Annotated in this window: 27 protein-coding genes and 1 tRNA gene; 12 read left to right on the top strand and 16 right to left on the bottom strand. The window is 71.2% G+C overall.

The genetic code is table 11. The features are described 5' to 3' along the window. Window positions 1-55: 55 nt before the first annotated feature. Genes DVK07_RS07975 through DVK07_RS07960 form a run of 4 tightly spaced genes read left to right on the top strand, consistent with a single transcriptional unit; the run spans window position 56 to window position 4,266 of the window. Window positions 56-1,177 carry a branched-chain amino acid ABC transporter permease gene (locus DVK07_RS07975; protein WP_121596557.1) on the top strand — a complete coding sequence of 374 codons (1,122 nt, stop codon included), beginning with the start codon at window positions 56-58 and terminating at the stop codon, window positions 1,175-1,177. Continuing rightward, a complete protein-coding gene (locus DVK07_RS07970) occupies window positions 1,174-2,523 on the top strand; it encodes a branched-chain amino acid ABC transporter permease (RefSeq protein WP_121596556.1) in 1,350 nt (449 codons plus the stop codon). The genes DVK07_RS07975 and DVK07_RS07970 overlap by 4 nt, the downstream gene beginning before the upstream one ends. Continuing rightward, a complete protein-coding gene (locus DVK07_RS07965) occupies window positions 2,516-3,427 on the top strand; it encodes an ABC transporter ATP-binding protein (RefSeq protein ID WP_121596555.1) in 912 nt (303 codons plus the stop codon). The genes DVK07_RS07970 and DVK07_RS07965 overlap by 8 nt, the downstream gene beginning before the upstream one ends. Then, window positions 3,424-4,266, top strand: a complete 843-nt coding sequence (locus DVK07_RS07960; RefSeq protein WP_233565389.1) for an ABC transporter ATP-binding protein — start codon at window positions 3,424-3,426, stop codon at window positions 4,264-4,266. Before DVK07_RS07965 ends, DVK07_RS07960 begins: the two co-directional genes overlap by 4 nt. Before the next feature lie 33 nt (window positions 4,267-4,299). Here the strand turns inward: DVK07_RS07960 and DVK07_RS07955 are convergent, their stop codons facing one another. The 5 genes from DVK07_RS07955 to DVK07_RS07935 form a co-directional block, all read right to left on the bottom strand. Further along, window positions 4,300-5,376, bottom strand: coding sequence for a CNNM domain-containing protein (locus tag DVK07_RS07955; protein WP_121596554.1), 1,077 nt, complete (start codon window positions 5,374-5,376; stop codon window positions 4,300-4,302). Window positions 5,377-5,435: 59 nt separating this feature from the next. Next, complete coding sequence (gene hisS / locus DVK07_RS07950; protein WP_121596553.1) at window positions 5,436-6,758, bottom strand: histidine--tRNA ligase; 1,323 nt, start codon at window positions 6,756-6,758, stop codon at window positions 5,436-5,438. A gap of 104 nt (window positions 6,759-6,862) precedes the next feature. After that, window positions 6,863-7,318: a DUF892 family protein gene (locus tag DVK07_RS07945; protein ID WP_121596552.1), complete on the bottom strand. Its 456-nt coding sequence runs from the start codon at window positions 7,316-7,318 to the stop codon at window positions 6,863-6,865. Between the two features lie 93 nt (window positions 7,319-7,411). Further along, on the bottom strand, window positions 7,412-8,005 hold the full coding sequence (locus tag DVK07_RS07940) for an asparagine synthase-related protein (protein ID WP_121596551.1): 594 nt from the start codon (window positions 8,003-8,005) through the stop codon (window positions 7,412-7,414). Next, window positions 8,006-8,359 carry a DNA-binding protein gene (locus DVK07_RS07935; RefSeq protein WP_121596550.1) on the bottom strand — a complete coding sequence of 118 codons (354 nt, stop codon included), beginning with the start codon at window positions 8,357-8,359 and terminating at the stop codon, window positions 8,006-8,008. 141 nt (window positions 8,360-8,500) lie between these two features. On the opposite strand from DVK07_RS07935, the gene DVK07_RS07930 reads away from it, so the two are divergent. Continuing rightward, window positions 8,501-9,646: a 60S ribosomal export protein NMD3 gene (locus DVK07_RS07930; protein WP_121596549.1), complete on the top strand. Its 1,146-nt coding sequence runs from the start codon at window positions 8,501-8,503 to the stop codon at window positions 9,644-9,646. Between the two features lie 101 nt (window positions 9,647-9,747). Here the strand turns inward: DVK07_RS07930 and DVK07_RS07925 are convergent, their stop codons facing one another. Together DVK07_RS07925 and DVK07_RS07920 are read right to left on the bottom strand one after the other, a co-directional pair. After that, on the bottom strand, window positions 9,748-9,939 hold the full coding sequence (locus DVK07_RS07925; protein ID WP_017344020.1) for a UPF0175 family protein: 192 nt from the start codon (window positions 9,937-9,939) through the stop codon (window positions 9,748-9,750). 275 nt (window positions 9,940-10,214) lie between these two features. After that, a complete protein-coding gene (locus tag DVK07_RS07920) occupies window positions 10,215-12,119 on the bottom strand; it encodes a helicase C-terminal domain-containing protein (RefSeq protein ID WP_121596548.1) in 1,905 nt (634 codons plus the stop codon). A 92-nt stretch (window positions 12,120-12,211) separates the two neighbouring features. Between DVK07_RS07920 and DVK07_RS07915 the strand changes: the two genes are divergently transcribed. Both DVK07_RS07915 and DVK07_RS07910 read left to right on the top strand, forming a co-directional pair. Then, complete coding sequence (locus DVK07_RS07915; RefSeq protein ID WP_121596547.1) at window positions 12,212-12,442, top strand: hypothetical protein; 231 nt, start codon at window positions 12,212-12,214, stop codon at window positions 12,440-12,442. A gap of 124 nt (window positions 12,443-12,566) precedes the next feature. Continuing rightward, window positions 12,567-12,995: a desampylase gene (locus DVK07_RS07910; RefSeq protein ID WP_121596546.1), complete on the top strand. Its 429-nt coding sequence runs from the start codon at window positions 12,567-12,569 to the stop codon at window positions 12,993-12,995. A 30-nt stretch (window positions 12,996-13,025) separates the two neighbouring features. Here DVK07_RS07910 and DVK07_RS07905 read toward each other — a convergent pair whose 3' ends face one another. The 4 genes from DVK07_RS07905 to DVK07_RS07890 all read right to left on the bottom strand — a co-directional run bounded on the left by DVK07_RS07905 (window position 13,026) and on the right by DVK07_RS07890 (window position 16,648). Next, on the bottom strand, window positions 13,026-13,841 hold the full coding sequence (locus DVK07_RS07905; protein WP_121596545.1) for a universal stress protein: 816 nt from the start codon (window positions 13,839-13,841) through the stop codon (window positions 13,026-13,028). Beyond that, complete coding sequence (locus tag DVK07_RS07900; RefSeq protein ID WP_121596544.1) at window positions 13,841-15,265, bottom strand: APC family permease; 1,425 nt, start codon at window positions 15,263-15,265, stop codon at window positions 13,841-13,843. The genes DVK07_RS07905 and DVK07_RS07900 overlap by 1 nt, the downstream gene beginning before the upstream one ends. A 137-nt stretch (window positions 15,266-15,402) precedes the next feature. Then, window positions 15,403-15,477, bottom strand: a tRNA-Glu gene (locus DVK07_RS07895). Window positions 15,478-15,571: 94 nt separating this feature from the next. Then, on the bottom strand, window positions 15,572-16,648 hold the full coding sequence (locus DVK07_RS07890; RefSeq protein WP_121596543.1) for a M20/M25/M40 family metallo-hydrolase: 1,077 nt from the start codon (window positions 16,646-16,648) through the stop codon (window positions 15,572-15,574). A gap of 130 nt (window positions 16,649-16,778) precedes the next feature. Here DVK07_RS07890 and DVK07_RS07885 point away from each other — a divergent pair, with 130 nt between their 5' ends. After that, window positions 16,779-17,897 (top strand): zinc-dependent metalloprotease, encoded by a 1,119-nt coding sequence (locus tag DVK07_RS07885; protein WP_121596542.1) that lies wholly within the window; start codon window positions 16,779-16,781, stop codon window positions 17,895-17,897. A 22-nt stretch (window positions 17,898-17,919) separates the two neighbouring features. Here the strand turns inward: DVK07_RS07885 and DVK07_RS07880 are convergent, their stop codons facing one another. Beyond that, window positions 17,920-18,327, bottom strand: a complete 408-nt coding sequence (locus DVK07_RS07880; RefSeq protein WP_121596541.1) for an SHOCT domain-containing protein — start codon at window positions 18,325-18,327, stop codon at window positions 17,920-17,922. Window positions 18,328-18,435: 108 nt separating this feature from the next. Between DVK07_RS07880 and DVK07_RS07875 the strand changes: the two genes are divergently transcribed. Next, window positions 18,436-19,074 (top strand): non-canonical purine NTP pyrophosphatase, encoded by a 639-nt coding sequence (locus tag DVK07_RS07875; RefSeq protein WP_121596540.1) that lies wholly within the window; start codon window positions 18,436-18,438, stop codon window positions 19,072-19,074. Window positions 19,075-19,092: 18 nt separating this feature from the next. Here the strand turns inward: DVK07_RS07875 and DVK07_RS07870 are convergent, their stop codons facing one another. Continuing rightward, a complete protein-coding gene (locus DVK07_RS07870) occupies window positions 19,093-20,433 on the bottom strand; it encodes an aminotransferase class III-fold pyridoxal phosphate-dependent enzyme (RefSeq protein WP_121596539.1) in 1,341 nt (446 codons plus the stop codon). Window positions 20,434-20,621: 188 nt separating this feature from the next. Between DVK07_RS07870 and deoC the strand changes: the two genes are divergently transcribed. From deoC to DVK07_RS23255, 3 genes are all read left to right on the top strand, one after another. Continuing rightward, on the top strand, window positions 20,622-21,260 hold the full coding sequence (deoC, locus tag DVK07_RS07865; protein WP_121596538.1) for a deoxyribose-phosphate aldolase: 639 nt from the start codon (window positions 20,622-20,624) through the stop codon (window positions 21,258-21,260). A 74-nt stretch (window positions 21,261-21,334) separates the two neighbouring features. Next, window positions 21,335-21,562, top strand: a complete 228-nt coding sequence (locus tag DVK07_RS07860; protein ID WP_121596537.1) for a hypothetical protein — start codon at window positions 21,335-21,337, stop codon at window positions 21,560-21,562. A gap of 71 nt (window positions 21,563-21,633) precedes the next feature. Then, window positions 21,634-21,810 (top strand): hypothetical protein, encoded by a 177-nt coding sequence (locus tag DVK07_RS23255; protein WP_199719438.1) that lies wholly within the window; start codon window positions 21,634-21,636, stop codon window positions 21,808-21,810. Between the two features lie 34 nt (window positions 21,811-21,844). Here the strand turns inward: DVK07_RS23255 and DVK07_RS07855 are convergent, their stop codons facing one another. From DVK07_RS07855 to DVK07_RS07845, 3 genes are read right to left on the bottom strand one after another with little or no spacing between them, the layout of a single operon-like run. Further along, window positions 21,845-22,639 carry an ABC transporter ATP-binding protein gene (locus DVK07_RS07855; RefSeq protein ID WP_121596536.1) on the bottom strand — a complete coding sequence of 265 codons (795 nt, stop codon included), beginning with the start codon at window positions 22,637-22,639 and terminating at the stop codon, window positions 21,845-21,847. Beyond that, complete coding sequence (locus DVK07_RS07850) at window positions 22,627-23,430, bottom strand: ABC transporter permease (RefSeq protein ID WP_121596535.1); 804 nt, start codon at window positions 23,428-23,430, stop codon at window positions 22,627-22,629. Before DVK07_RS07850 ends, DVK07_RS07855 begins: the two co-directional genes overlap by 13 nt. After that, the gene (locus tag DVK07_RS07845; protein WP_121596534.1) at window positions 23,430-24,455 is read right to left on the bottom strand and encodes an ABC transporter substrate-binding protein; all 1,026 of its coding nucleotides are present in this window, start codon (window positions 24,453-24,455) and stop codon (window positions 23,430-23,432) included. The genes DVK07_RS07850 and DVK07_RS07845 overlap by 1 nt, the downstream gene beginning before the upstream one ends. Window positions 24,456-24,530: the final 75 nt, after the last annotated feature.

Here is a 24,530-nt window from a genome sequence, read left to right as displayed (position 1 = left end):
GAACAGCGAGTTATTTACCGCTCGGTGACTCACCCTGCGTCAGTGAGACGTACACATGGGAACAACTGACTCGTCGATCGTCGACTCGGCGCGGGCCCGGCCGGGGCTTCTCTTCGTCGCCCTCCTCGGCGGCCTGCTCCTCGTCGACCTCGCGGCGAAGCTCGCGGGGGTCGGCCTCGGCCCGATCGGGGGGTCGATCTCGGTCGACCGGCTCGGCTCGAACCTCTGGAACGGCGTCGTCATCGGCCTCGTCATCGGGCTCGCGGGCATCGGGCTCTCGATGACGTACAGCATCCTCTCGTTCGCGAACTTCTCGCACGGCGACCTCGTCAGCGTCGGCGCCTTCTCCGGCTGGGGCGTGGCGTTCCTGATCGCGGGGTTCGGCGACGTGCCGGCCCGCGCGCTCCTGACCGTCCGCGACGCGGGCAACGCCTCGCCGGGCGACATCGGCGCGCACATCCTCACGACGCCCGCCGCCATCCTCGTCGGGCTGGTCGCGGCGTTCGCCGTCACCGCGCTGCTCGCGGTGGCGCTCGACCGCGCGTTCTACAAGCCGATGCGCGACCGCGACGGGATCGCGCTGCTCATCGCCTCCATCGGCGCGGCGCTCATCGTGCGCTACCTGCTCCAGTTCGTTTACGGCTCCGACCGCCGAGGGATCACCGCCAGCGTCGACGCGTCGAACCTGGCGTTCGACCCGCTCGGGCTCTCGGTGAACGCCCACGAGCTCACCATCCTCGTGGCCGCGGTCGGGCTGATGCTCGCGATGCACGGGATGCTCCAGCACACGAAGCTCGGGACCGCGATGCGCGCGATGGCCGACAACAAGGACCTCGCGCTCATCACCGGCATTCCGGCCGAGCGCGTCGTCACCGCGACGTGGATCATCGGCGGCGGGCTCGCGGGCGCGTCCGGCTACCTCTACGTCCTGCTCCGCGGGACGATCCAGTTCGACTTCGGCTGGCTCCTGCTGCTGCTCATCTTCGCGGCCGTAATCTTAGGCGGGATCGGCTCCGTCTACGGCGCCATCGCGGGGGGGCTCGTCATCGGCGTCGTGTTCACCACCTCCACGATCTGGATCCCGTCGGACTTCAACCAGGCCGCGGCGTTCGGCGTGATGATCCTCATGCTGCTGTTACGCCCTGAAGGGCTCTTCGGCGGGGTGACCACCACATGAGCGACGCGAACGCCCCCGACGGCTCCGCGTCCGGACCGTCCGACGGCGCGCCCGACGCGCCGGAGAGCGCGACGGCGGCGGTCGTCGAGGCCGCCCGGGAGAGCGACCTCGGGCTCGTCGTCGGGACGCTGCTCGCCGTCTACGCGGCCGCGACGCTGCTGACGTTCACCGACGGGCTCAACAGCGTCGTCGGCCTCATGGAGACGCTGACCTTCCTCGGGCTCGTCTACGCGCTCACCGCGCTCGCCTTAAACCTCCAGTGGGGGTACACCGGCCTGTTCAACATCGGCGTCGCCGGCTTCATGGCCGTCGGCGTGTACACGATGGGGATGGTCGTCCGGTCGCCGGACCCGGCGTTCGGCCCGCCCGGGCTCGGGCTGCCGCTCCCCGTCGGGATCGTCGCCGGCATGGTGATGGCGGCGCTGCTCGGCGCCGTCGCGGCCCTGCCGGCGCTCCGGCTCAAGGCCGACTACCTCGCCATCGTGACGCTCGGGCTCTCGGAGATCGTCCGCCTGTCGCTCCAGTCGAGTACCTTCGACAACTTCCTGCGCGACACGATCGGCGCCGGGACCGGCGGCGGCCGCGGGATGGGGATGCCGGACAACCCCGTCCGCGACCTGTTCCTCGTCGACGGACAGGCGGGGACGCCGACCGCGCTCGGCGACCTCGTCTTCGGCGTCTTCGGGAACGGCGGGCTCGGCATCTCGCACCCGATCCTCATCGGCTGGGGGTACATCGCCGTCCTCGCGGCGTTCCTGGTCGCGTTCTACCTCATACTCGAACGCCTCGGCCGCTCGCCGTTCGGCCGGACGATGAAGGCGATCCGCGAGGACGAACTCGTCGCCAACTCGCTCGGCAAGGACGTGAACCTCGTGAAGATCAAGGTGTTCGTCATCGGCTGCGCGCTGATGGGGCTCGCCGGCATCCTCTGGTTCGGCAGCCAGGGCAACGTCTCGCCGACCCCGCAGTTCCGCCCCCTCCTGACGTTCTACGTGTTCATCGCGGTGATCATCGGCGGGTCCGGGTCGAACACCGGCTCCGTCCTCGGCGGCATCGTCTTCGCCGCGGTGCTGTTCGAGGGGCCGCGGCGCGTCGGCGGGACGGTCCGGGGGCTCATCGACGCGCAGACGCCGCCGTCGTTCGCCGACGCGCTCGTCTCGCTCGACCCGGTGACGTTCCTCGCGTACGCCACCGACAACATCGCGCCGCTCCAGTTCGTCTTCCTCGGACTGGTGCTCGTGTTCATCATCCACCGGCGGCCCGAGGGGATCCTCGGCGACCGGATCGAGACGGCCGCGGCCGTCGACCTCTCGGAGCGGCCGACCGGAGGTGAGAGCGATGAGTAGCGACGTTCCGGAGGCGGGCGACGTGGCCGACGCGGAGGATGTCGCCGACACCGTCGACGCGACGGACGCGACCGCCGACGAACCGGAGGCGAACGACAGCGCGGTCGAGGAGGCGGCGAAACACGTCCCCTCCGGGGGGCCCCCGCTCCGCGTGGAGGGATTGGTCAAGCGGTTCGGCGGCGTCACCGCCGTCGACGGCGCCTCCTTCGAGGTGGAGGCCGGCTCGCTGACCGGGCTCATCGGACCGAACGGCGCCGGGAAGTCGACCACGTTCAACTGCATCACCGGCGTCCACGAGCCGACCGCCGGGAAGGTGTACTTCGAGGGCGAGGACGTCACCGGCCTCAAGCCGTATCAGATCGCGCGGAAGGGGCTCGTCCGGACGTTCCAGATCGCCCGGGAGCTCTCCGAGATGACCGTCTTGGAGAACCTCATGCTCGCGCCGCAGGGCCAGCTCGGCGAGTCCGCGATCCGGGCGGTGACGCCCGGGCTCCGCGGCGCCGTCGTCGCGGAGGAGACCGAGCTCCGCGAGCGGGCGTGGGAGACGCTGGAGTTCTTCGAGATCGACCACCTCGCGCACGAGCACGCGGGGAACCTCTCCGGCGGCCAGCGGAAGCTGCTGGAGATGGCCCGCGCGCTGATGACCGACCCCGAGATGGTGCTGCTCGACGAGCCGCTCGCCGGGGTCAACCCGACCTTAGAGGAGAAGCTGTTGGAGCGGATTCACGACCTGCGAGCGGACGGTTACACCTTCCTGCTCGTCGAACACGACATGGACGTCATCATGGAGAACTGCGAACGCGTCATCGTCATGCATCAGGGCGGCGTTCTCGCCGAGGGGACCGGCGACGAGATACGGAACGACGAGCGCGTCATCGAGGCGTACCTGGGGGAGGACCTATGATCGGCGACGCAGAGGCCGACGCGACCGGCGACGCCGCCTCGGCGACGGACGGGCACGCCGACGACGCGGTCGACGTCGACTCGGACGCGGTCGAGGCCGAGGCGGACGCCGGAACGAGCCACGCCATCGACGGCGACGCGATCCTCAGGATCCGCGACCTCGACGCCGGCTACGGTGACCTCCAGATCCTCTCGGACGTGGTCTTAGACGTCGCCGACGAGGAGTACGTCACCATCGTCGGCCCCAACGGGGCCGGCAAGTCGACGGTGATGAAGACCGTCTTCGGGCTCACGACCCACATGGGCGGCACCGTCGAGTTCGAGGGGGAGCCGATCCACGGGCTCGCGCCCGAGCAGATCATCCGCGAGGGGATCGGGTTCGTCCCGCAGAACGACAACGTGTTCCCCGGGCTCAGCGTCCGCGAGAACCTCGAGATGGGCGCGTACATCCTCGACGAGGTGCCCGAAGACCAGATCGAGACGATCTACGACCGGTTCCCGATCCTCCGCGAACGCAGCGACCAGAAGGCTGGGACCCTCTCCGGCGGCCAGCGACAGATGGTCGCGATGGGCCGGGCGCTCATGCTCGACCCCGACCTCCTGCTGCTCGACGAGCCCTCGGCGGGGCTCGCCCCCGACCTCGTCGCCGATATGTTCGACCGCATCGACCGCATCAACGACTCGGGGACGGCGGTGCTGATGGTCGAGCAGAACGCGAAGGAGGCGCTCCGTCGATGCGACCGCGGCTACGTGCTGGTGAACGGCGAGAACCGGTACACCGACCGCGGCGACGTGCTGCTCGCCGACGAGGACGTGCGGCGCGACTTCCTCGGCGGGTAGGCGGCCGCAGAGCCGCCGGCGTCACTGCGCCTCTTATATGTCCCCCGCGTCCAGCGGGTCCTCTAACTGGCCCATCACCGCCTCCATCGCGTCGGTCGCGGTGAGCAGCCCGACGACCTCGCCGTCCTCGATGACCAAGGCGAGCTCCTGCGACTCCGCCTGAAACTGGTCGAAGGCGTCGCTGACGCTCGCGTCCGCCGACACCGTCATCGGCGGGGCCGCGACGTCCGCGAACGCGAGGTCGCCGTCCCGGAGCTCGTCGAAGCGGCTCACGATCGACGGGGCGTACACGATCCCCTCGAACTCGTTCAGGTCGTCGCCGACGAGCGGGAAGCGGCTGTGCGGGGTGTCGCGGATCCGGTCGAGGTTCTCCTCGGCGGAGGCGGTCGTCGACAGCGAGATCACCTCGTCGGCCGGCGTCAGCACCTCCCGCACGGCGAGCGCGTCGACGTCGAGCGCGTTGAGGACCTCCTCGCGGCGCTCCTCGGGGAGCTCGACCTCTTCCATCATCGAGCCGAGGCGGTTGCGGAGCTCGGCGCGGGTCTCTAACACCTCCTCTTCGGCGTCGGTCCACGATCCGGTCATCTCGACGCCGAACAGCCCCAGCGTCGCCTTCGCGATCCAGTCCCCGAACTTGATCAGCGGCGAGATGAGCCACGCGAACCAGTAGAGGGGTCGGGAGCCGTACCCGGCCACCTGCTTCGAGCGCTCGACGCCGAGGTACGTCGGCGTCTGCTCGCCGTGGGTCAGGTGGACCATGTTGATGATGAAGAAGCCCAACAGGGAGCCGGCGCCGGCGGACGCGAGCGCCGTGTTCTCGAAGAGCGGGGCGAAAAGCGCCGCGAGCCCCGGCTCCGCGACGATACCGAGCGCGATGGACGTTCCGGAGATCCACACCTGACAGGTCGTCAGGTAGAACTCTAAGTCGTCGGTCATCTCCCACGCCCGCCGCAGTCCGGGGGTGTCCATCTCCGACTCGGGGTACTGGCGCAGGCGCGTCAGCCCGAACTCGATCGCCACGAAGTACGCGTTGATCAGGATGAGGGCGACGCCGGCGGCCACGCGGAGGGCGACCTCGGTCGGGGGCATCGCGGTCGTGAGCGGGATCATCGTTCCCACCGTGCCGACGCGCAGTTGAAAAGCGTTGAGAAAGCGACCGCGTTCGCCCGTTACTCGTAGTCCTCGTACGTCGGCAGCCCGTCCTCGGGCGGGAACTCCTCGACCGGCACCGTCGTCTCGTCGCCGCTCGCCATGTCCTTCACCGTGTACTCGCCGTTCTCTAAGTCGCGCTCGCCGACGACGACGACCGTCTCGGCGTTGATCGAGTCGGCGTAGCCGAGCTGGGCGCCGAACGAGCGGTCGGAGACGTCCTGCTCGACGACCACGTCGTCGCCGAGCGCGCGGAGGTCGCCCGCGAGCGCGGCCGCCTCGCTCCGCGTGTCGCCCACCGAGAGGACGTAGTAGTCGGTCGTCAGCTCCTCGTCGGGCCAGACGCCGGCGCGCTGACAGAGGAGCTTGAGCGTGGCGTGGCCGGGCGCGACCCCGACCGCGGGGGTCGACTGACCGCCGAAGGACTCGATGAGGTCGTCGTAGCGCCCGCCGCCGAAGACGGAGCGCGAGACCTCGCCGGTGGAGTCGAAGCACTCGAAGACGACGCCCGTGTAGTAGTCGAGGCCGCGGGCGGTCGTCAGGGACACCTCGCAGAACTCGCCCGCGCCGAAGTCGTCGGCCGCGGCGAGGACGTTCCGGAGGTTCTCGACCGCGTCCGCGACCGCCTCGTCGCCGGCCTCCGCGACAGCGTCGAGGTCCGCGGGAGCGTCGACCCCCGAAATGAGGTCGTCGAACTCCCTGGCGGTGTCGCGGTCGAGCCCGGCGTCGGAGAGGAGGCCGACGTACTCGGCGTCGTCGACCTTCGCGCGCTTGTCGACAGCGCGGATCGCGGCCGCGGTGTCGACCGCGTCGGGGTCAGCCGCGAGCGACCGGACGAGGCCCCCGAGGATGTCGCGGTGGGAGACCCGGAACTCGAAGTCGTCGCCGGTGAGCCCGAGGTCGGTGAGGGCGTCGGCGGCGACCGCGAGCACCTCGGCGTCGGCCTCGGGCGCCGAGGAGCCGAACACGTCGATGTTCGTCTGGTAGAACTCGCGGAAGCGGCCCTGCTGGACCTGCTCGTAGCGCCAGAACGGGCGGGTGGACATCCACTTGATCGGCTTCGACAGCTCCTGGCCCTTCGCGACGACCATCCGGGCGACGGTGGGCGTGAGCTCCGGCGTCATCGAGACGCCGCGGCCGCCCTTGTCGTCGAAGGCGTACAGCTCCTCGACGATCTCCTCGCCCGACTTGTCGACGTACATCTCCGTCCGCTCTAAGGCGGGCGTGGCGATCTCGCGGAAGCCGTGCCGGCTCGCCGCGTCCTCGATCGCGTCGGTCACCTCGCGGCGAGCGGACTGCTCGCCGGGGTAGAAATCTCGGAATCCCTTGAGGCCGTCGTACATGCGTGCCGGTTCGACGAGCGCCCGCTTGAAAGCATCCTTTCGGGGGCGGGCTCGCCGGCGTCGATGCGGGTCCTACCGGCGGGGACCGGAGCGCCTCGCTCCGCCTACTCGCGCTGGTACTCCTTCTGGAACCCGCGGAACTCGGTCCGGTGGGCCTCCTCGTCCGAGAGGAGCGTCACGGCGAGGTCCTCGGTGACCGGGTCGCCCGCCTCGTCGGCGGCGTCGACCAGCTCGCGGTACGTCGCGATCGCGTCCTCCTCGGCGTCGAGCACGCCGTTGATCACGGCCAGCACGTCCGTCGAGTCCTCGGGGGGCTGTAGCGACTCCTGTCTCGCCGTGAACTCGGCGGAGCCGGGCGGACGCGCGTCGAGCTGTTTGAGCCGCTGTCCGAGCTGTTCGGCGTGGCCGAGCTCCTCTTGGACGTCCTGTTTGAGGCTCTCTTTGATCTCCTCGGCGCGGACGCCGTCGAGGACGATCGCGTTCGTCTGGTAGTTCATCACGGTCTCGATCTCGTCGGCGTACGCCGTCCGGAGCAGGTCGACGACTCGTTCGGATGACATACTCGACGCTACGACCTCGGGGTCGAAAGTAGTTCCGGCGGTTCCGGGCCAACGGGAGGTCGACGACCGCGGACGGATCGCCGCACCGGGCGATCAGTCGTTCCGGCCGTGGACGTACGTCTGGTCGTGGTCCGGGAACACGTCTCCGACGGTCTCTTCGCCGTACTCGCCGGCGATGAGCGTCCGGAGCTCGTCCTCGTAGTCCGCCTTCGGAACCTCCTCGCTCGGCCCCTGCTGGACGTCGAAGGTGGCGTCGACGAGCTGGTCGACGGCGTGGCGGCCGAACCCGGAGAGCGGGGAGATGTAGTCGATCCCGTTGCGGTCTTCGAGGCTCTGCGCCTGCGCCCGCGACACCGTGGGGACGCGGTCGTCGCGGCGGGTGCCGTCGGCGATGGCGTCGACGTCGAGCGCGGCGATGGTCTCCAAGGCGTGCTCGTGGACGCGCTGGATCCCGTTACGGGGGTAGCCGTCCGCGACCATCGTCTCGGCGGCGCTCTCGGCCACGTCGCGGTCGAGGTCGACGCGCTCGAACGGGAACCCGAGCTCGGCGGCCGCCCGCTCGGCGTACTCCCAGTCGTCCGTGAGCCCGAAGCTCCCGGTGACGCAGCGGACGTCGTAGAACCGGTCGAGCAGGTGGGCGGCGAGCGAGGAGTCTTTCCCCCCGCTGTACAGCAGCGCGAGCTCCATCTACCGGTGTCGGATGTCGAAGCTCTTCTGCTCGGGCTGAAGCTCTTTGAGCAGGTCTCGCATCTGCTCTTCGTCGATCTGTCCCTGGATTCGTCCGCTCTGCGCCAGCGCGGCGACCTGTTTTTTCACCTTCTCGCCGAACTGCGGCTTCGACATCTCGACCGCGTTGAGCCGCTGACGGGCGCCGTCGGTGAGGTACTGTTTCAACACCGCCTCCTGCTGGGCCTCGGCGCGCTCCTGGGCCTCCTGCTGGGCCTCGGCGGCGTCGCCCTCGCCCCCCTGTCGCTCGCGGAGCTCCTCCATCTTCTGTTCGCGCAGTTCCTCGAGCCGTTCGTCGTCGGGGTTGCCGCTCATACGCGTCCGTTCTCGGTCCGTGCGAAAAACCATTTCGGAGGTCGCGACCCGCGCGCCCCGGCCGGAACCGCGCTCGCGCCCGTCGACGCCGACGGGGGCGGTCCGCGCGGTTTAAACGGATCCTCGGCGTAGCCGCGGGCAATGAGCGAGTCGCGGGAGTTCTGTCCGCGCTGCGGCGACCCGGTCCCCGAGCGGCGCGACCCCCTTCCGGGCGAGCCGCGCGGGCGAGACGCGCTGCTCTGCGACGACTGCTACTTCGAGGACTTCGATTTAGTCGACGCGCCCGACCGGATCGAGGTGCTGGTGTGTTCCGGCTGCGGCGCCGTCAGGCGCGGCGAGTCGTGGCGCGACGTCGGCGCGCGCGACTACACCGACGTCGCCGTCGACGAGGTCGCCGAGGCGCTCGGCGTCCACGTCGACGCCGAGGACGTCGAGTGGGGCGTCGAGCCCGAGCAGGTCGACGAGAACAACGTGCGGATGCACTGCCGCTTCTCGGGCGTGGTGCGCGGCACGCTCCGCTCGGCGGAGGTGACGGTCCCGGTCAAGATCTCGCGGGGGACCTGCGACCGCTGCGGGCGCATCGCCGGCGGCTACTACGCCGGGATCGTCCAGGTCCGCGCCGACGAGCGCGACCTCACGCCCGCCGAGCGCGCCGAGGCGCTCGAAATCGCGGAGTCGTACGTCGCCGACCAGGAGGCCGACGGCGACCGCGAGGCGTTCATCACGGAGGTCAAGGAGACCGACGACGGGCCGAATATCAAGCTCTCCTCGAACCGGCTCGCGCAGAACGTCGCGACGCGGATCACCGAGTCGCTCGGCGGGAGCTTCGAGTCGTACCCGACGCTCGTCACCGAGGACGGCGACGGCAACGAGGTGTACCGCGTCACGTTCGCGGTCCGGCTCCCGAAGTACGCGGAGGGCGAGATCGTCGACCCGGAGGACGGCGACGGCCCCGTCCTCGTGACAGGGGTCTCCGGTCGCCTCCAAGGGGTCCGGCTCGCCACGGGCGCGGCGTACACCTCCGCGTTCGCGGACGGGGAGGCCCCCGAGGCGACCCGGCTCGGCACCCGCGACGACGCGGCGGAGACGACGGTCGTGACCGTCGAGGACGAGAACGCGATCCAGGTGCTCGACCCCGTCACCTACGAGGCGAAGACCGTCCCGAATCCGGCGTTCGTCGACGACGACGCCGACGCGGTCCTCGCGTTCGAACACGGCGGCGACGTTCACCTCGTGCCCGAGGAGGGGACCGAACCGACCGCGGAGTCGGCGCCGAGTCGAGACTGACGCTTCTCGCGGGTCGGTTCGGCAGAAGAACTGATCGTTCGTGGAAGGGAGCCGAAGAGCCGGGTCGGCGCGCCGGCGTCGTCAGCGGGGTCAGGAGGCGCTCAGTCGGCGCGGGCGGGCTGCTCGCGGCCGAGCGCTGCGGCGCGCTCGGACTCGGTTACCTCGATGCCGCGGCGTTCGAGCTGCTCGATGAATTCGGCCTCGCTGAGCCCTGCCTGTGCGGCCGCCTGCGACAGCGTCAGGGTTCGCGCACCGTACAGCGTCAGCGCACTCGACAGCCCGTTCGTGGCCATACATCCAGTAGTCGCGTGAGGGATTATGAAGGTTACTACTTCATGGAGGGACCTGATACACCTTATACGATATATATTGACGCATGATCGGGACCGGGATCATAATACGATCCGGGCTCGGCGACCTCGCCCGCAGGAGTTATACGCTTCTGCGGTCGACACGGCGACATGGACAGACAACAGGTCATGGCGCTGTTCTTCGCGTTTCTCATGGTGAGCTCCATGGTCGCGTACGGCGTCTCGCTGCTGTGAGGCCCGCCTCGCGGTAACCTCCGTCAGCCGTCGCCCCAAACGTCCGACAGCGGGTGGTCCCGCCGGCGCTCCGCGTCCCGCTCGGAGCGGGTCTTGACCGACTCCTCGCCGGTCGTTCCGCTGTTGGCAGTCGCGTCGCCGTCGCCGGCTTCCGAGCCGCCCTCCCCGCGGGACGAGTGACCCGCGTTCCCGCTCTCCGACCCGTCCGAGCGGCGGCTCCGCCGCCGTCCCGCGCCGGCGCCGCCGGACGGCGACGCGTCGATGCCGGCCAGCGCCGCCTCCGGGTCGAACGCCGGCAGCGACGGGGTCGTCATCGCGTCGACCTGGTCGCGGAACCAGTCGGGGGTGTCGGCCTCGGCGCGCTCGAAGAGGTCGAGGAGGGAGTCGTCCGCGAGGTACGTCGCGCCGTGGTCGTCGGGCGCGCGGACGACCCGGCCGCACGCCTGAATGACCGTGCGCAGCGCAGTGCGGTGGTACCACGCCCACTGGCCGTCCTCCAGCCGCCGGGCGACCCGCGAGTCGTTCGTGTTCCGGTACGGCGCCTTACACACCACCTGCCAGCGGCAGAGGTCCCCCTTCAGGTCCAGCGCCTCCTCCATCTTCACGGAGACGAACACCTCCGGGTCGGCGCTCGCCTTCCACGCCTCCAGCTCGGCGTCGCGGTTCTGTCGGTCGTGGCGCCTGACGCGCGCGGCGACGCCGAACTGGCCGAGCAGCTCCGTGATCCGCTCGGCGATGTCGTACGAGTGCGCGTGGATCAGCCCCTTCTCGTCGGGGTGCTCCGCCATCAGCCGGACGATCAGGCGGGCGATCTTCGGCACCGTCTCGTCGCGGTCCTCGTACGTCATCGACCCCTGCGTCACGTCGTAGAGCGGGCGGTTCGCGAGCGGGAACGTGTGTTCGACGTCGACGAGGGCGACGTCGGCGGGGTCGAGGCCGACGCCGCGGCAGAACGCGTCCTTCGAGAGGATGGTCGCGGACAGCAGCGCGAACCGGTTCCCGCGGTCCCACACCGTGTGTCTGAGGTAGCGCGCGGGGTCGAGCGGCTTGATGTCGATGGGGGACCCCTCGCCGCCCGACTGGTCGACGACCCACGTGGTCGGGGACTCCGGCTCGCGGTAATCCTCGAGGAACCAGCCGAGCTCGCTTATGAGCTCCTGAAGTCTGTCGCGCCGGGCGACCTCCTCGCGGTCGAGCTCCGGGCGGCCGACCAGCTCGTCTTTCGCGCGGATCGATACGTCGCGGAGCGCCTCGACGAACCGCGCGGTCCGGTCGACCGCGTCCTCCTCGGGGCCGGCGTCGGCCGCGACGTCGGGTACTCCCACGTCGTCCCACACCGGCACGCGCTCGGGCGATATCTCGATGGTGGCGTACATCTCGGCCCACTCCGCGAGCCCGTGCGCCTCGTCGATCACGACGGCGTCGCGCTTCCGGAACACCTCGGAGCCGGCGGTGCGCATGAAGTACGCCAGCGTCATGGCGGCGAATCGGTTGCCGGAGGCGATGGCGCGGTCGGAGAAGTACGGGCAGCGGTGCCGGATCGAGCAGTCGAACCCCTGCTGGCGCGCGCAGGGCGCGCGGTTCACGGGCGTGTCGTGCTCGCCGGGCAGCACGCAGTCGTAGTTCGACTTCCCGCGGATCACCGCGAGGTCGTCGAGCAGGTCGTCGGCCTCGACGTCGTCGATCTGCGACACCTGCGGGGTCGTGTAGTAGGCGCCGGTCGCCTCGCTGGGGGCCGCCTCGCCCGCGGTCTCGGCCGCGCCCATGATCGCGCGGGCGAGCAGCGACTTGCCGCTGCCCGTCGGCGCGCGCACCAGCACGACCCGGTTGCCGGCCGCGAAGGCGTCGCGGATGTCGGCGAGGGCCTGCTCCTGTGCCCCGCGGAAGCTCGGCGCGGGGAACTCGGCGGGGATCCGGCTCGGGTCCACACGACGCCCTCGCGCGCTGGTGGAATTAAACCCTCGCTTGGCCGACGGGGGCGACACCTATTGGTGCTTCGGGAGCGAAGGGCGAGGCGACGATGGGCGACGACGGCATCCTCGGGTCGCTGTCCGCCGTGGGCCTGCTGAGCCTCTGCTGTATCGGGTTCGGCGGGCTGGCCGGCGGGGCGGCGGTGGTCGGCGGCGCCGCCTCTGCGAGCGCGTTCGCGACCGGGGCGACCAGTGCGCGCGGCGCGCTGATCTCCGGGGTCGTCACGTTCGGGACGGTCCTCGTCGCCGCCGCGGCGATCCGCTGGCGGTTGAACCGGTGACGACGGCCACCGCATCGACACCTCGCCGCCGCTCCGCCCCAACGTCGCTCCGCCTCGCGGCCTTCGGCGGCGCGCCGACCCCCGGTCGAGACGGACTTATCCGGCGCCCCTCCGTTGTCCGCGTATGATCGAGTTCGCTCGGGAGGCCTACGACGACGTGGTCCGGCACGCCGACGCGGGCGGCGCCGAGGAGGTCTGTGGCGTGCTGGCCGGGACGCGCGGCGACGGCGACGAGCCGAGCGTCGTCGCGCGCGCCCACGAGGCGGAGAACGTCGCCGACGCGCCCGCGGTCCGGTACCGGATCGACCCCGAGGAGCAGCTCGAACTGTTCGAGGCGATCGAGGCCGACGGCCGCGAGGTGGTCGGCTTCTACCACTCGCACCCGGCGGGACCGGCGCGCCCGAGCGAGACGGACGCCTCGCGGGCGACGTGGCCCGGCTACTCGTACGTGATCTGTGCGCTCGACGGCTCCCCGTTCGTCGGCTCGTGGCGCTGGCGCGGCGACGAGGCGGGGTTCGAACAGGAGACGGTGTCGGTCAGCGGCGAGCGGTAGGATCTCCGAGCGACGCCTCGCCGGCCCGCCCTACTCGTCGGCGGCAGGTGCCGTGTCGTCGGCGGCAGACGCCACGTCCTCGTCGGACTCGTCGTCCGCTCGGCGGTCGCGGACGACGAGGACGGGACCGACCGAGGCGGCCGCGACGCGCTCGCTCTCCTCGCCGAACACGAACGACCGGAACGAGGGCGCGCGCTCGCCCATCACGACCGCGTCGTGGCCGGGCACCGCGTCGATCAGCGCGTCGAACGGCGAGCCCTCCGCCGCCGTCGCCGCGTCGACGTCGAGCCCCGCCTCGCGGAGGCGGTCGGCCGCGGCCGCCAGCCGGGCGTCGGCACCGTCGCCGGCGCCGGTCGGAACGGGGCGCTCGGACGCGGCGGCGTCTGCGGCGCCGTCGCCGACCATTCCGGCTCCCGCCGCGAGGAACAGGGTGACGCCGACGTCGCGGTCGCCGACGAGCGCCTCGACGAACGAGAGGATCCGGTCGGCGTCGACGTCGCCCGAGAGCGACACTAAGATCCGGTCGACGTCGCCGGTCGTTCCGGGGACGGCGAACGCGTCGGCGTCGACCTCGCCCGCGACCCGCCGGATCGTCTGCTCGCGGTCGTGCGTGAACACGAGCCGGTGGTCGGCCGCGCCGCCCGCGGCCGCGAACTCCTGGCTCACGTCCTCCAGCGCGGACGTCGCGCGCTCCTCGAACCGGAGCCGGGCCTGGTCCGGCGGCGTCTGTTCCGGGAGGACGTGATAGCCGAGCACGGTCACGTCGACGGCGCCGAGCAGCGATATCAGGCCGGGCGAGACGCTCCCTCCCTCGAGCACCGCGACGGGTACGAGTACGCGTGTCATTACAGGGCCCCCTTGAGCGACACGTCGCGGGCGTAATAGAAGTACCACCCGGCCGTGGCGGCGATGACCGCGATCCCGACGATGATCGAGAGCCGGTCCATGAACGCGATCAGCCCGAAGCTGGCGAGCGCGCCGAGGACGGGGACGACCGAGCCGCCGGGCACGACGAAGTCGGGGTCGTACCACGCGGGCCGGTCCCGGCGGATGGCGACGAGCGCGACGCACATCAGCCCGTACATGATCAGGTGGAGGAAGGAGGCGACCTCGGCGAGGAGCTGGACCTGCCCGGTCGCCGCGAGGACGACGACGGGGCCGCCGGCCATGCCGAGGGCAACGTGCGGCGTGCCGTACCGCAGGTTGATCCGGCTCGCCCGCCGCGGGAGGAGCGCGTCCTTCGAGACGCCGTAGATCGCCCGCGAGGTGCTGAGGATCGAGGCGTTCGCCGACGACATGGTCGCGAGCAGTCCGCCGACGATGATCACGAGCGCCCCGGCCGGCCCGAGCAGCGCCCGGCCGACCTCGACCATCGCGGTCTCCCCGGCGGAAAGCAGCGCGTCCCGCGTGAAGATGTTCGTCGCGACGAAGATGGCCAGCACGTACAGGACCGTGACCGTCACCACCGAGCCGACCATCGCCAGCGGGAGGTTCCGCCCGGGGTCTTTCATCTCCCCGGCTACCGTCGCCACCTGCGCGAACCCGAGGTAGGAGGTGAACACGAGCGCGGCGACGGAGAGGACCGGCCCGGCACCCCAGACGTTCGCGGCCTGCCCGGGCGGCGTGTCGACGGCGACGAGCCCGAACGCCTCCAGCAGGCCGAACCCGAGGAACGCGACCAGCATCGAGAGCAGGAGCGCGACGATCCCGTTCTGGAGCTTGGCGGCGTTCTCGGTTCCCGTGACGTTCAGGACGGTGAACGCGAGCCCGGCGAGGACGGCGATGACGGAGACGACGGCGTCCGAGCCGGCGCCGACCGCGAGCCCGACCTGCGCGAGCGCGTCGAGCGCGTAGTAGCCGAGCCCGACGAGGTAGAAGGCGGTCGCGAACACGAGCCCGAGCCACAGCGACAGCCCGATGACGGTCCCGGCGAGCGTCCCGAGCCCCCGCGAGATGAAGTAGTAGCCGCCGCCGCTCCGCGGCATCGCCGTCGCGAGCTCGGAGGTCGGGAGCGCGACGAGGAGGGCGATCACCCCGCCGACGGCGAACGAGGCGGCCGCAGCGGTCCCGATCTCCCCGCCCGCGAGCCCGGGGAACACGAAGATCCCGGCGCCGATCATCGTCCCGACCCCGATCGCGAGGCCGCCGGTCAGCCCGATGGTGCGTTCGAGCTCGGCGTCGTCGGTGATCGTCGCCGACTCGGTCTCGACGACCGACTCCGCGACCGGAGCGTCGCCGTCGAGGTTGCGGCCGCTCGGCTCGTCGGGCATGTGTGCGCGAGGAGGACGGGGCGCCCGATAAGTGTGGGGAGCCGTACCGACCCGACCGAAGCCGGGCGACGCGGTTCGGCGGGCGCGATCGAAGAGACGAGGGAGACCCTCATCGGTTGGTCGCGTCGTGAGAGAAGTGCTCCGGCTGGGATTTGAACCCAGGTCATCACCGTGAGAGGGTGATATGATTGGCCGGACTACACCACCAGAGCACGTCCGTTCGTCGCAATCTACGGTAGGAAAGACGATAGTAAAACAGTTCCGTTTCGACGCCGCCGTGCCCCGGTTTGTCGTGGCGAGGCGCGCTCAGACGTCGACGGCGAACGGCGACTCCGCCGCGTCGAGATCGCCCGCCGCCGCGCCGATCGCGGCGAGGAGGTCGGCGACCGCGTCGAGGTCCCCGGTGTCGATCACCTCGACCGGCGTGTGCATGTACCGGTTCGGGATCGAGACGTTGAGCGCGGGCACGCCGCCCCGGGCGGTGTAGAACGCGTCCGCGTCGGTGCCGGTGCGGATGCCGGCCGCCTGGAGCTGGACCTCGACGCCGGCCTCGTCGGCCGCGTCGCGCGCGAGGTCGACGAGGACCGGGTGGTTCGCGCTGCCGCGGCCGATCACCGGTCCCGCGCCGAGCTCGACCGGGCCGCGCCGCTCGCGGTCGACGTCCGGGTTGTCGGTGGCGTGGGTGACGTCGACCGCGACGAACGCGTCCACTTCGTCGAGGTCGACCCCGACCATCCGCGCGCCCTGAAGCCCGACCTCCTCCTGGACGGTCGAGACCGCGTAGACGGTGGCGTCGACGTCGGCCGCCGCGGCGCGGCGGAGCCCCTCCGCGGCCGCCCACGCGCCGGCTCGGTTGTCGACTCCGCGGGCGGCGATCCGGTCCCCGACGAGGTCGCGGCGGCCCGTCGAGAACGTGACGGGGTCGCCGACCTCGACGTGGTCGCGCGCGTCGTCCGCGTCTTCGGCGCCGATGTCGACGAACTGAGCCTCGACGTCCTCGTACTCGTCGTCGGCCTCGTCCCGCAGGTGGATCGCCGTCTGTCCGACGACCCCCTGGACCGGTTCGTCGGCGTGGACCGTGACGTGCTGGCCCTTCGAGACGGTGCGGTCGGAGCCGCCGATCCGCCCGATCCGGAGGAAGCCGTCGTCGAGCACGTCGCGGACGATGAACCCGATCTCGTCGGCGTGGCCGGTGACGGCGATCGCCGGCGCGTCGGGGTCGCCCTCGTGGACCGCGACGGCGTTGCCGTACGCGTCGGTGTCGACCCGGTCCGCGAACTCGCGGACGTAGTCGGTCCAGACCCGCTGGGCGGCCGTCTCGAACCCCGAGGGGCTCGGCGTCGCGAGGAGGTCGTCGAGGAACGCGCTGCGCGCGTTGTCCATGCCGGTGGCTGTGCGGCGGCCGAGCAAGAAAACGTCGGTGTCGGCGCTCGGCGCCGGAATTCACGCTGGGGCTGCCGGCGCGGGGACCGGTCGACACAAGCGCTTTGGGGCGGCCGCCCGTCGGATCCGTATGGACATCCTCCGAAGCGTCCGGACCGTCGCCGAGGCCGAGGGGCCGGGCGTCGTCGACTGGGACCGGGCCGCGGCGGCCGCGAAGGACGCCACGGCCCCCGGATCGATCGCGCTCTCCGACGCGGAGCGCGCGGGGTACGCCGCCGACGTCCGCGACGCGCGCTCGCGGCTGGCCGAGGTCGCCGGGATCGAGTTCGACGTGCCCGACACCGTCGAGGTGCAGAACCGCCACCACTGGATCGACGCGAGCGTCGGTACCTTCCGGCGCGTGATGGACCCGATCGAGGCGGCCGCGGTCGGCGACGCCGGCGGTTCGATCGGCGACGACGCCGGCGGCGACGACGCCGGGAACGGGGGCTCCGGAACCGACTCGATCGACGTGATGCCGGACAGCGCGCCCGGACCGGTCGGACCCGCGCCCGGCGCCGCCTTCGCGCAGGACCTCTCTCGGGTCGCCAACACGGGGTCGATGGCGTTCGCCCTCGGCTTCCTCGCGCGCAACGTCCTCGGCCAGTACGACCCGCTGCTCCTCGCCGACGAGCCGGACGCCGACCACGGGCTCTACTTCGTCCATCCGAACATCGTCGCGGTCGCGGCCGCGCTCGACGTCGAGTACCCGCGGTTCCGCCGGTGGATCGCGTTCCACGAGGTGACCCACGCCGCGGAGTTCGGCGCGGCGCCGTGGCTGCCGGAGTACCTGGAGTCGCGCGTCGAGCGCGGCGTCGAGGGGATGGTCGGCGGTGCGGGCGGCGTCGGGGGAACGGCCGGTCGCGGGCTCGACCCCGACGCGTTCGCGGAGCTTCAGGCCGCGATGACCGCGGTCGAGGGGTACGCCGAGGTGCTGATGGACCGCGCGTTCGACGGCGAGTACGCCGACCTCCGACGGAAGCTCGACGAGCGCCGCGGCGGGGGCGGCCCCGTGCGCCGGCTCGCGCAGCGCCTGCTCGGCCTCGGGCTCAAGCGCCGGCAGTACGAGCGCGGCGCCGCCTTCTTCCGACACGTCGCCGACGCGCGGGGCATCGAGGCCGCGGGCGCCGTCTGGGAGCGCGCCGAGAACCTGCCGACCGCCGGAGAGATCGACGACCCCGAGGCGTGGCTCGTCCGCGTCGACCCCTGAGGCGGAACCGACGCGCGGCGGCTCACTCCAGTTCGAGGTCGCGCTCGCGGCTTTTCTCACCCCGGTCGGCTTCCATCCGTTCGAACCGCTCGTCGAGGTCCTCGGTCGCCAGCAGGCGGTCGAGCTTCCGTTCGAACTCCGCCTCGTCGATCTCGCCGCTCGCGTAGCGCTCGCGCAGCGCCGCGATCGGGTTGTCGGCGGTCGCACCGCTCCCGGTCGCCGCGTCGGGCTCGTCGGACGCGACGAGCGGGAACTGCTCGCCGAGCACTACGGCCAGCGGGATGAGGATGAAGTACCCGGTGATGAACACCGCGGGGATCAGCGGTCCCAGCGCGGGCGGGAGGAGGACGGCGAGAAGCGCCGTGAGCCCGAACGAGAGGATCGCGATCAGTCCGATGAGCCGTTTCTTCTCGAACGTGGGGAGGGCCATACGCCACGGATTCCGTCGCGTCGACAAAAGCGTACTGCCGGGTCGGGCGGATTTTCACCGTCGCCCGCGACCGACGCCTATTCGTCGGGCGCGCGCCCACGGTGATCCGTGCTCAGGTACGTGACGACGAACCCCGGGAAGGTGCGCGAGGCGGAGCGGTACCTCCCGGACGGCTCTGTGGAGGGGCTCGACTTCGACTACGCGGAGGTCCAGGCCGACGAGCTCGGCCCGATCGCGGCGCGGGGGGCCCGCGAGGCGTACCGCCACGCGGACGCCCCGGTCCTCGTCGACGACGCGGGGCTGTTCGTCGAGGGGCTCGACGGCTTCCCGGGGCCGTACTCCTCGTACGTGGAGGACACCCTCGGGATCGAGCGCGTCCACGAGATCGCCGCCGACCTCGACGACCGCCGCGCCGCCTTCCGGTGTACGCTCGGCTACTGCGACGGCGAGGGGTTCGCCGCGAGCCCCGACCCCGTCGACCGGGGCGACCGCGACGCGGCCGCGGCGGCGGGGCCGGACGCGGCGGGCGAAGCGGCGGACGGGAGCGACCCGCTCCCGGTCAAGCTGTTCGAGGGGTACGTGCCGGGGCGGATCGTCGCGCCGCGGGGCGACGGCGGGTTCGGCTACGACCCGATCTTCGAACACGACGGCGAGACGTTCGCGGAGATGGACACCGACCGCAAGAACGCGGTGTCGCACCGCGGCCGCGCCTTGGAGAAGTTCGCGGAGTGGTACGCGGACCGGTAGCGAGCGACGACGGCGAACCTACGCCGCCGCTTCGATCGCGTCGGTGAGGAGGTCGGCGCCGAGGTCGATCTCGCGTTCGGTGACGTCGAGCGGCGGGAGGATCCGGAGGACCTTGTGGCCGCACGCGAGCGTCAGGAGGCCGCGCTCGAAGGCGTTCTCGACGACCGCGTCCCGGCGCTCCTTCGTGTCGAACTCGACCGCGAGCAGCAGCCCCTTCCCGCGGACGTCCTCGACGGGGTCGAGGTCGGCGTCGCGCATCGTCTCTTTGAACTGTCGGCCGCGGACGACGGCGTTGTCGGTGAGGTCCGCCTCCTCGATGGCGTCGAGCGTGAGCGCGCCCTGCGCCGAGGCGATCAGGTCGCCGGCGCCCCACGTCGAGGAGAGGCGGCCGGTCTCCTCGGGGAACACGTCGCTTCGCGAGACGGTCGCGCCCACGCGGAGCCCCTTCCCGCTCGCGATCACGTCGGGGTCGTACGCGTAGTGGTCGGAGCCCCACATCTCGCCGGTGCGGCCGACGCCGGTCTGGATCTCGTCGGCGATCACCGTGATCTCGTGTTCCTCGGCGAGCGCCGCGATCTCGTCGGTGAACGCCTTCGAGGGGAACCGGTAGCCGCCCTCGCCCTGGATCGGCTCCATGATCAGGTACGCCACGTCGTCCGGGTGGACGTTGCCGCGCTCCGGGTCGAGCTTCTTCCGGAGCCGCGAGACGCCGTCCGCGAAGAAGCCGCACGAGCAGGTCTCGGGCGAGCAGGTGCGGTCGTCGCAGTACGGCACCTCGGTCACGCCGCTGATCTCCGGGAAGTCGCGGCGGTACACGGACTTCGAGCGGTTGAGCGAGAGCGCGCCCAGCGTCCGGCCGTGGAACGCCCCGTCGAAGGTGATCGCGTACTTCGCGCCGTCCGAGGCGTCGTAGGCGATCTTGATCGCGTTCTCGACCGCCTCCGCGCCGGAGTTCGAGAGGAAGACGGAGTCCATGTCGTAGTGGCTCGTCAGGTCCGTCAGGCGGTCCATCAGCCCCGACGAGCCGGGGATCCCGTCCCCGGGAGAGGAGCCGCCCGCGGCGTAGAAGTCCTGGCCGGCGATCTTCAGCGGGTCGACGAGGTCGAACTCCGCGAGCCGGTCCATTATGAGGGGGTTGTTGTACCCGAGCGGGGCGGCGGCGACGTGGCTCGTGAAGTCCATGAGGACGTTGCCGTCGACGTCGGTACAGAACGGGCCCTCGGCGGGGGCGGTGCGGTCCCAGACGAACTCGTAGACGTAGGTGCTCGGCGCGGCCGACTCGTGGTGGTACTCGACCCACTCGCGAGCGCGCTCGCCGGGGAGGTCGGCGACGGCGGGCGTGGCGGTGTCGCGATCCATGCGCCGTGGTGGCACGCGGGTGAAATAAATCCGGGGCGATCGCGGGATGATTGGATATTTATCCAACTCCGGTCGGCGACGCCGCGCTGCGCGAGTGCGACGCGGGAGTCCGACGAGCGCGTCAGTCTCCGCGCTGCCGGCCGCGCCGACCCCGCACGCCTTTTATCGCCCGCCGCCACGGGCAAGGCATGAACCGCGAGGAGTTCGCCGCCAGCATCGACCACACCGTTCTCGGCCCCGAGACGACCCCGGCCGACGTGCGGACCGTTCTCGACGAGGCCGCCGCCCACGGGATGAACGCCTGTATCCCGCCCTGTTACCTCCCCGAGGCGGTCGCGCACGAAAGCGACCCCGAAGCGATCGCGACCGTGGTCGGGTTCCCGCACGGCCAGCACGCCCCCGAGGTCAAGCGCGACGAGGCGGTCGCGGCGTGGGAGGCGGGCGCCGACGAGGTCGACCTCGTCATCAACGTCGGGCGGCTGAAGGCGGGCGACGACGGCGCGGTCGCCGACGAGATCGCGGACGTCGTCGCGGCCGTCCCCGTCCCGGTGAAGGTGATCATCGAGACCGCCCTCCTCGACAACGCGGAGAAGCGCCGCGCCTGCGAGGCCGCGGTCGCCGCCGACGCCGACATGGTGAAGACCTCGACCGGCTTCGCCGACGGCGGCGCGACGGTTCCCGACGTGGAACTGATGAGCGAGTACCTCCCGGTGAAGGCTTCCGGCGGCGTGGGGTCCTACGAGGAGGCGGCGGCCATGCTCGACGCGGGCGCGGTCCGGATCGGCGCCTCCTCCGGCGTCGAGATCGTCGAGGGATTCCCCGAGTGAACTCCCCGGTCGCCGTTCTCTCGGACTGAAAATCCGGTCGCCCGGATTTATAACTGGAGCGCGTACGAGAGGGTATGAGCCACCAACCCGGATCGCCTCGCTTCGACCTCGACGCCGCGTTCAAACTGTTCGGCGCGGTCGGGATCGCCATCTCCCTCGCGCTCATCGTGGGCGTGTTCGCGCTGACCGACCCGTTCGGCAGCTACGTCACCGCGTCGCCCGCCGTCTTCGGCACCCTCCTCTCCGCCGCGCTCGTCGCCGCGGTCGGCTACACGACGTACGCGCTCCGCCGGCGACAGTAGCCGGGCACGCGTTGCCGGCGTTCGACCGCGTCGCCGAGAAACATAAGCCGCTCGCGGGCGGACGGTTTCGCATGACCGACGAGTCGACCGACCCGGCGGTGGAACGCTTTCTCGACAGGGCTGCGGCCGCGCTCGACGACTACGACGAGGGGTACGCCGACGCGGACGCGACGCTGGCGACGCTCCGCACCCACGTCGACGAGCTGTCAGAGAGCGTCGAGGACAGCGGGGACGGCGGGGAGCCGTAGCCCGATCGACTGCGGGGAAGCGTAACCCGATCGACTACGGCCCGGCCCCGATCAGCTCCCGGACGCGACCCACGTACTCCGCGAAGGCGGCGTTGCCGCGCTCGCGCGGGCGCTCGACGTCGACGTCGACGATCTCGCGGACGCGCCCCGGGTCGGCGGCCATCACGACGATCCGGTCCGCCAGCGTCACCGCCTCCGCGACGTCGTGCGTGACGAAGAGGACCGTCTTCCCCGTCGAGGCCCACACGTCGAGCAGCTCCCGCTGGAGCATCTCGCGGGTCTGAGCGTCGACCGCGCCGAACGGCTCGTCCAGCAGCAGGAGGCTCGGGTCGACCGCGAGCGACCGGGCGATCGCGACGCGCTGTTTCATCCCGCCCGACAGCGACTTCGGGTAGGCGTCGCGGAACTCCGTCAGCCCGACGAGGTCGAGCATCTCGTCGACGCGCGCCTCCTGCTCGGCGGGCGAGCGGTCGCTCCGTTCGAGGCCGAACCCGACGTTCTCCGCGACGGTCAGCCACGGGAACAGGTGGTACTCCTGGAACACCACGCCCATGTCCGTCGTCGGGCCGGTGACCTCGGTGCCGTCGAGCAGGACGCGGCCGTCGGTCGCCTCGGTGAGCCCGGCCGCGATCCGGAACAGCGTCGTCTTCCCGCAGCCCGACGGGCCGACGAGGCAGACGAACTCGCCGTCCGCGACCGAGAAGGAGACGTCGTCGAGCGCGCGCACCGCGCCGCCGTCCCCGTCGCCGGGGTACGTCTTGCCGACCCCGTCGAGGGCGACGCTGGCCTCCGCGGGAGCGAGGGAGGAGTCGCCGTTCACGCCCGCCACGCTAACGCCCTCCGTTCGACCGCGCGGAACGCCACGTCGACGAGCAGGTACATCAGGCTCAACACGAGGATGTACGCGATCGCCCGGTCGACGCGGAGGTTGTTGCTGGCGCGGATAATCTCGCGGCCGACCCCGGGGACGCCGAAGATCTCCGAGGCGACGACGAGCATCCAACACCGTCCCAGTCCGGTTCGGATCCCGGTCAGGATCCCCGGCATCGACGCCGGCAGCACGATCGAGCGGACCGCGTCGAGGTCGCCGCGGACGCCCAGCGTCCGCCCCACGTCGAGGAGGTCCTCGCTCACGCCCTCGACCGCGCCGTACGCCGCGTAGAAGTTGATCCAGAACGCGCCGACCGCGATGATGAAGGCGGCGCCCCAGTCGTTGATCCCGAACCACGCGATCGCGAAGCCGATCAGCGCGAGCGGCGGCACCGGGCGCAGCGTCCGGACGAGCGGCGCCGTCAGGTCGTCGAGCAGTCGGCTCCACCCGAACGCGACGCCGGCGGCCACGCCGAGGCCGGTCCCGGCGAGCGTGCCCGGAATCCAGTGCTGGACGCTCTGGAACAGCGCCGCCGTCATGTCGCCCGAGGCGAGTTCGCTCGCGAACGCCCCCGCGACCGCGACCGGCGAGGGGAGGACGAACGGGTCCTGCGTGAGCGAGACGGCGTGCCAGACGAGGAGGAACGCCGCGACCCCGACGGCCCCGCGGAGCAGGCGGCGCCCGTCGCCGAGCCCGACGCCCGCGAACGCGTCGCCCTCCCCGACGGGCGATGCGGTTTCGGTCGCCATCAGAGGGAGTCGTACACCTCCAGATCGAAGATCGCGTCGTTCGACAGCCGCTCGTCGATCTGGCCGTTCCCGGCCGCGAACTCCGAGAACACCTGCGTCGCGTCCGCGATCTCGCCGGGGTCGGTGATGAAGTTCGACAGCGGCGAGTCGAGCGCGTCCCGCGCGCGGTCGGTCGGCATCCCGATCCCCTCGTTGACGTGCGCGGCGGTCGCGTCCGGGTTCTCGCCGATGAACTCGGTCGCGCGGACGTGCCCTTCGAGGAACTGCGCCGCGAGCGGCGAGTCGCGCACCGCGTCGCTCATCAGCGTGACCGCGGCGGGCTGGCCGGGGAGGACCTCGGCGGCGGTGCGGAGCATCGTCACGGACGAGTCCTCGGCCTGCGCGATCGTCGGCACCGGCTCCATGATCGAGGTGCCGTCGATCTCGTCGTTGGCGATCGCCTGCCAGACCGAACTCGCGCCGCTGATCTCGATGATCTCCACCGCGTCGTTCTCGGCGGGGTCGACGCCGACGTCGCGGAGCCAATAGCGCAAGAGGACGTCGGGGACGCTTCCCTGCGGGAACGTGCCGAAGGTGAACGGTTCGCCCCGCTCTGCTTCCCACGTCGCGAACGCGTCGGCGCCCTCGGCCTCGAACGTCTCGTGGAACGACTCCTCGGCCATGATACCCATCGGCTCCTGGATGTTCGCGGCGGTCACCTGCGCGGAGATACCGCGGTCGATGGCGATCATCGCGGGGACGATCCCGAACATCGCAATGTCGATGTCACCGCCGCCGAGCGCCTGAACGATGTCCGGGCCGTTGCCGAACTCCTGTCCGGTGACCTCGGCGTCTATCTCCGAGAAGTACCCCTCGCCCTCCATCACGTACCACTGGAGGTCTGGGTAGATCGGCATGTGCGCGACCGTCAGCTCGTCGAGTCCGCCACCACCGCCGCCGAGACAGCCGGCGAGGCCGACCGTCGCGGTTCCGCCCGCGGCCGCGAGGAACGACCGCCGCGACGCTGTCCGCGTTGGTTCGTACATACGCACGGAAGCGGCTCCGCGGGCAACACTCTCGCGTCACCAGCAACGGAAGCGCGTTCCGGTGACGTCGAGGAA

This window comes from Halorubrum sp. Atlit-26R (genome assembly GCF_003666015.1).
Taxonomy (GTDB): domain Archaea; phylum Halobacteriota; class Halobacteria; order Halobacteriales; family Haloferacaceae; genus Halorubrum.
This window is presented reverse-complemented; position numbering and strand designations above follow the sequence as displayed.

Coding starts and splice junctions, on each gene's coding strand:
- DVK07_RS07975 (WP_121596557.1), top strand. CDS start 56: ATGGGAACAACTGACTCGTCGATCGTCGACTCGGCGCGGGCCCGGCCG.
- DVK07_RS07970 (WP_121596556.1), top strand. CDS start 1,174: ATGAGCGACGCGAACGCCCCCGACGGCTCCGCGTCCGGACCGTCCGAC.
- DVK07_RS07965 (WP_121596555.1), top strand. CDS start 2,516: ATGAGTAGCGACGTTCCGGAGGCGGGCGACGTGGCCGACGCGGAGGAT.
- DVK07_RS07960 (WP_233565389.1), top strand. CDS start 3,424: ATGATCGGCGACGCAGAGGCCGACGCGACCGGCGACGCCGCCTCGGCG.
- DVK07_RS07955 (WP_121596554.1), bottom strand. CDS start 5,376: ATGATCCCGCTCACGACCGCGATGCCCCCGACCGAGGTCGCCCTCCGC.
- hisS (WP_121596553.1), bottom strand. CDS start 6,758: ATGTACGACGGCCTCAAGGGATTCCGAGATTTCTACCCCGGCGAGCAG.
- DVK07_RS07945 (WP_121596552.1), bottom strand. CDS start 7,318: ATGTCATCCGAACGAGTCGTCGACCTGCTCCGGACGGCGTACGCCGAC.
- DVK07_RS07940 (WP_121596551.1), bottom strand. CDS start 8,005: ATGGAGCTCGCGCTGCTGTACAGCGGGGGGAAAGACTCCTCGCTCGCC.
- DVK07_RS07935 (WP_121596550.1), bottom strand. CDS start 8,359: ATGAGCGGCAACCCCGACGACGAACGGCTCGAGGAACTGCGCGAACAG.
- DVK07_RS07930 (WP_121596549.1), top strand. CDS start 8,501: ATGAGCGAGTCGCGGGAGTTCTGTCCGCGCTGCGGCGACCCGGTCCCC.
- DVK07_RS07925 (WP_017344020.1), bottom strand. CDS start 9,939: ATGGCCACGAACGGGCTGTCGAGTGCGCTGACGCTGTACGGTGCGCGA.
- DVK07_RS07915 (WP_121596547.1), top strand. CDS start 12,212: ATGGGCGACGACGGCATCCTCGGGTCGCTGTCCGCCGTGGGCCTGCTG.
- DVK07_RS07910 (WP_121596546.1), top strand. CDS start 12,567: ATGATCGAGTTCGCTCGGGAGGCCTACGACGACGTGGTCCGGCACGCC.
- DVK07_RS07905 (WP_121596545.1), bottom strand. CDS start 13,841: ATGACACGCGTACTCGTACCCGTCGCGGTGCTCGAGGGAGGGAGCGTC.
- DVK07_RS07900 (WP_121596544.1), bottom strand. CDS start 15,265: ATGCCCGACGAGCCGAGCGGCCGCAACCTCGACGGCGACGCTCCGGTC.
- DVK07_RS07890 (WP_121596543.1), bottom strand. CDS start 16,648: ATGGACAACGCGCGCAGCGCGTTCCTCGACGACCTCCTCGCGACGCCG.
- DVK07_RS07885 (WP_121596542.1), top strand. CDS start 16,779: ATGGACATCCTCCGAAGCGTCCGGACCGTCGCCGAGGCCGAGGGGCCG.
- DVK07_RS07880 (WP_121596541.1), bottom strand. CDS start 18,327: ATGGCCCTCCCCACGTTCGAGAAGAAACGGCTCATCGGACTGATCGCG.
- DVK07_RS07870 (WP_121596539.1), bottom strand. CDS start 20,433: ATGGATCGCGACACCGCCACGCCCGCCGTCGCCGACCTCCCCGGCGAG.
- deoC (WP_121596538.1), top strand. CDS start 20,622: ATGAACCGCGAGGAGTTCGCCGCCAGCATCGACCACACCGTTCTCGGC.
- DVK07_RS07860 (WP_121596537.1), top strand. CDS start 21,335: ATGAGCCACCAACCCGGATCGCCTCGCTTCGACCTCGACGCCGCGTTC.
- DVK07_RS23255 (WP_199719438.1), top strand. CDS start 21,634: ATGACCGACGAGTCGACCGACCCGGCGGTGGAACGCTTTCTCGACAGG.
- DVK07_RS07850 (WP_121596535.1), bottom strand. CDS start 23,430: ATGGCGACCGAAACCGCATCGCCCGTCGGGGAGGGCGACGCGTTCGCG.
- DVK07_RS07845 (WP_121596534.1), bottom strand. CDS start 24,455: ATGTACGAACCAACGCGGACAGCGTCGCGGCGGTCGTTCCTCGCGGCC.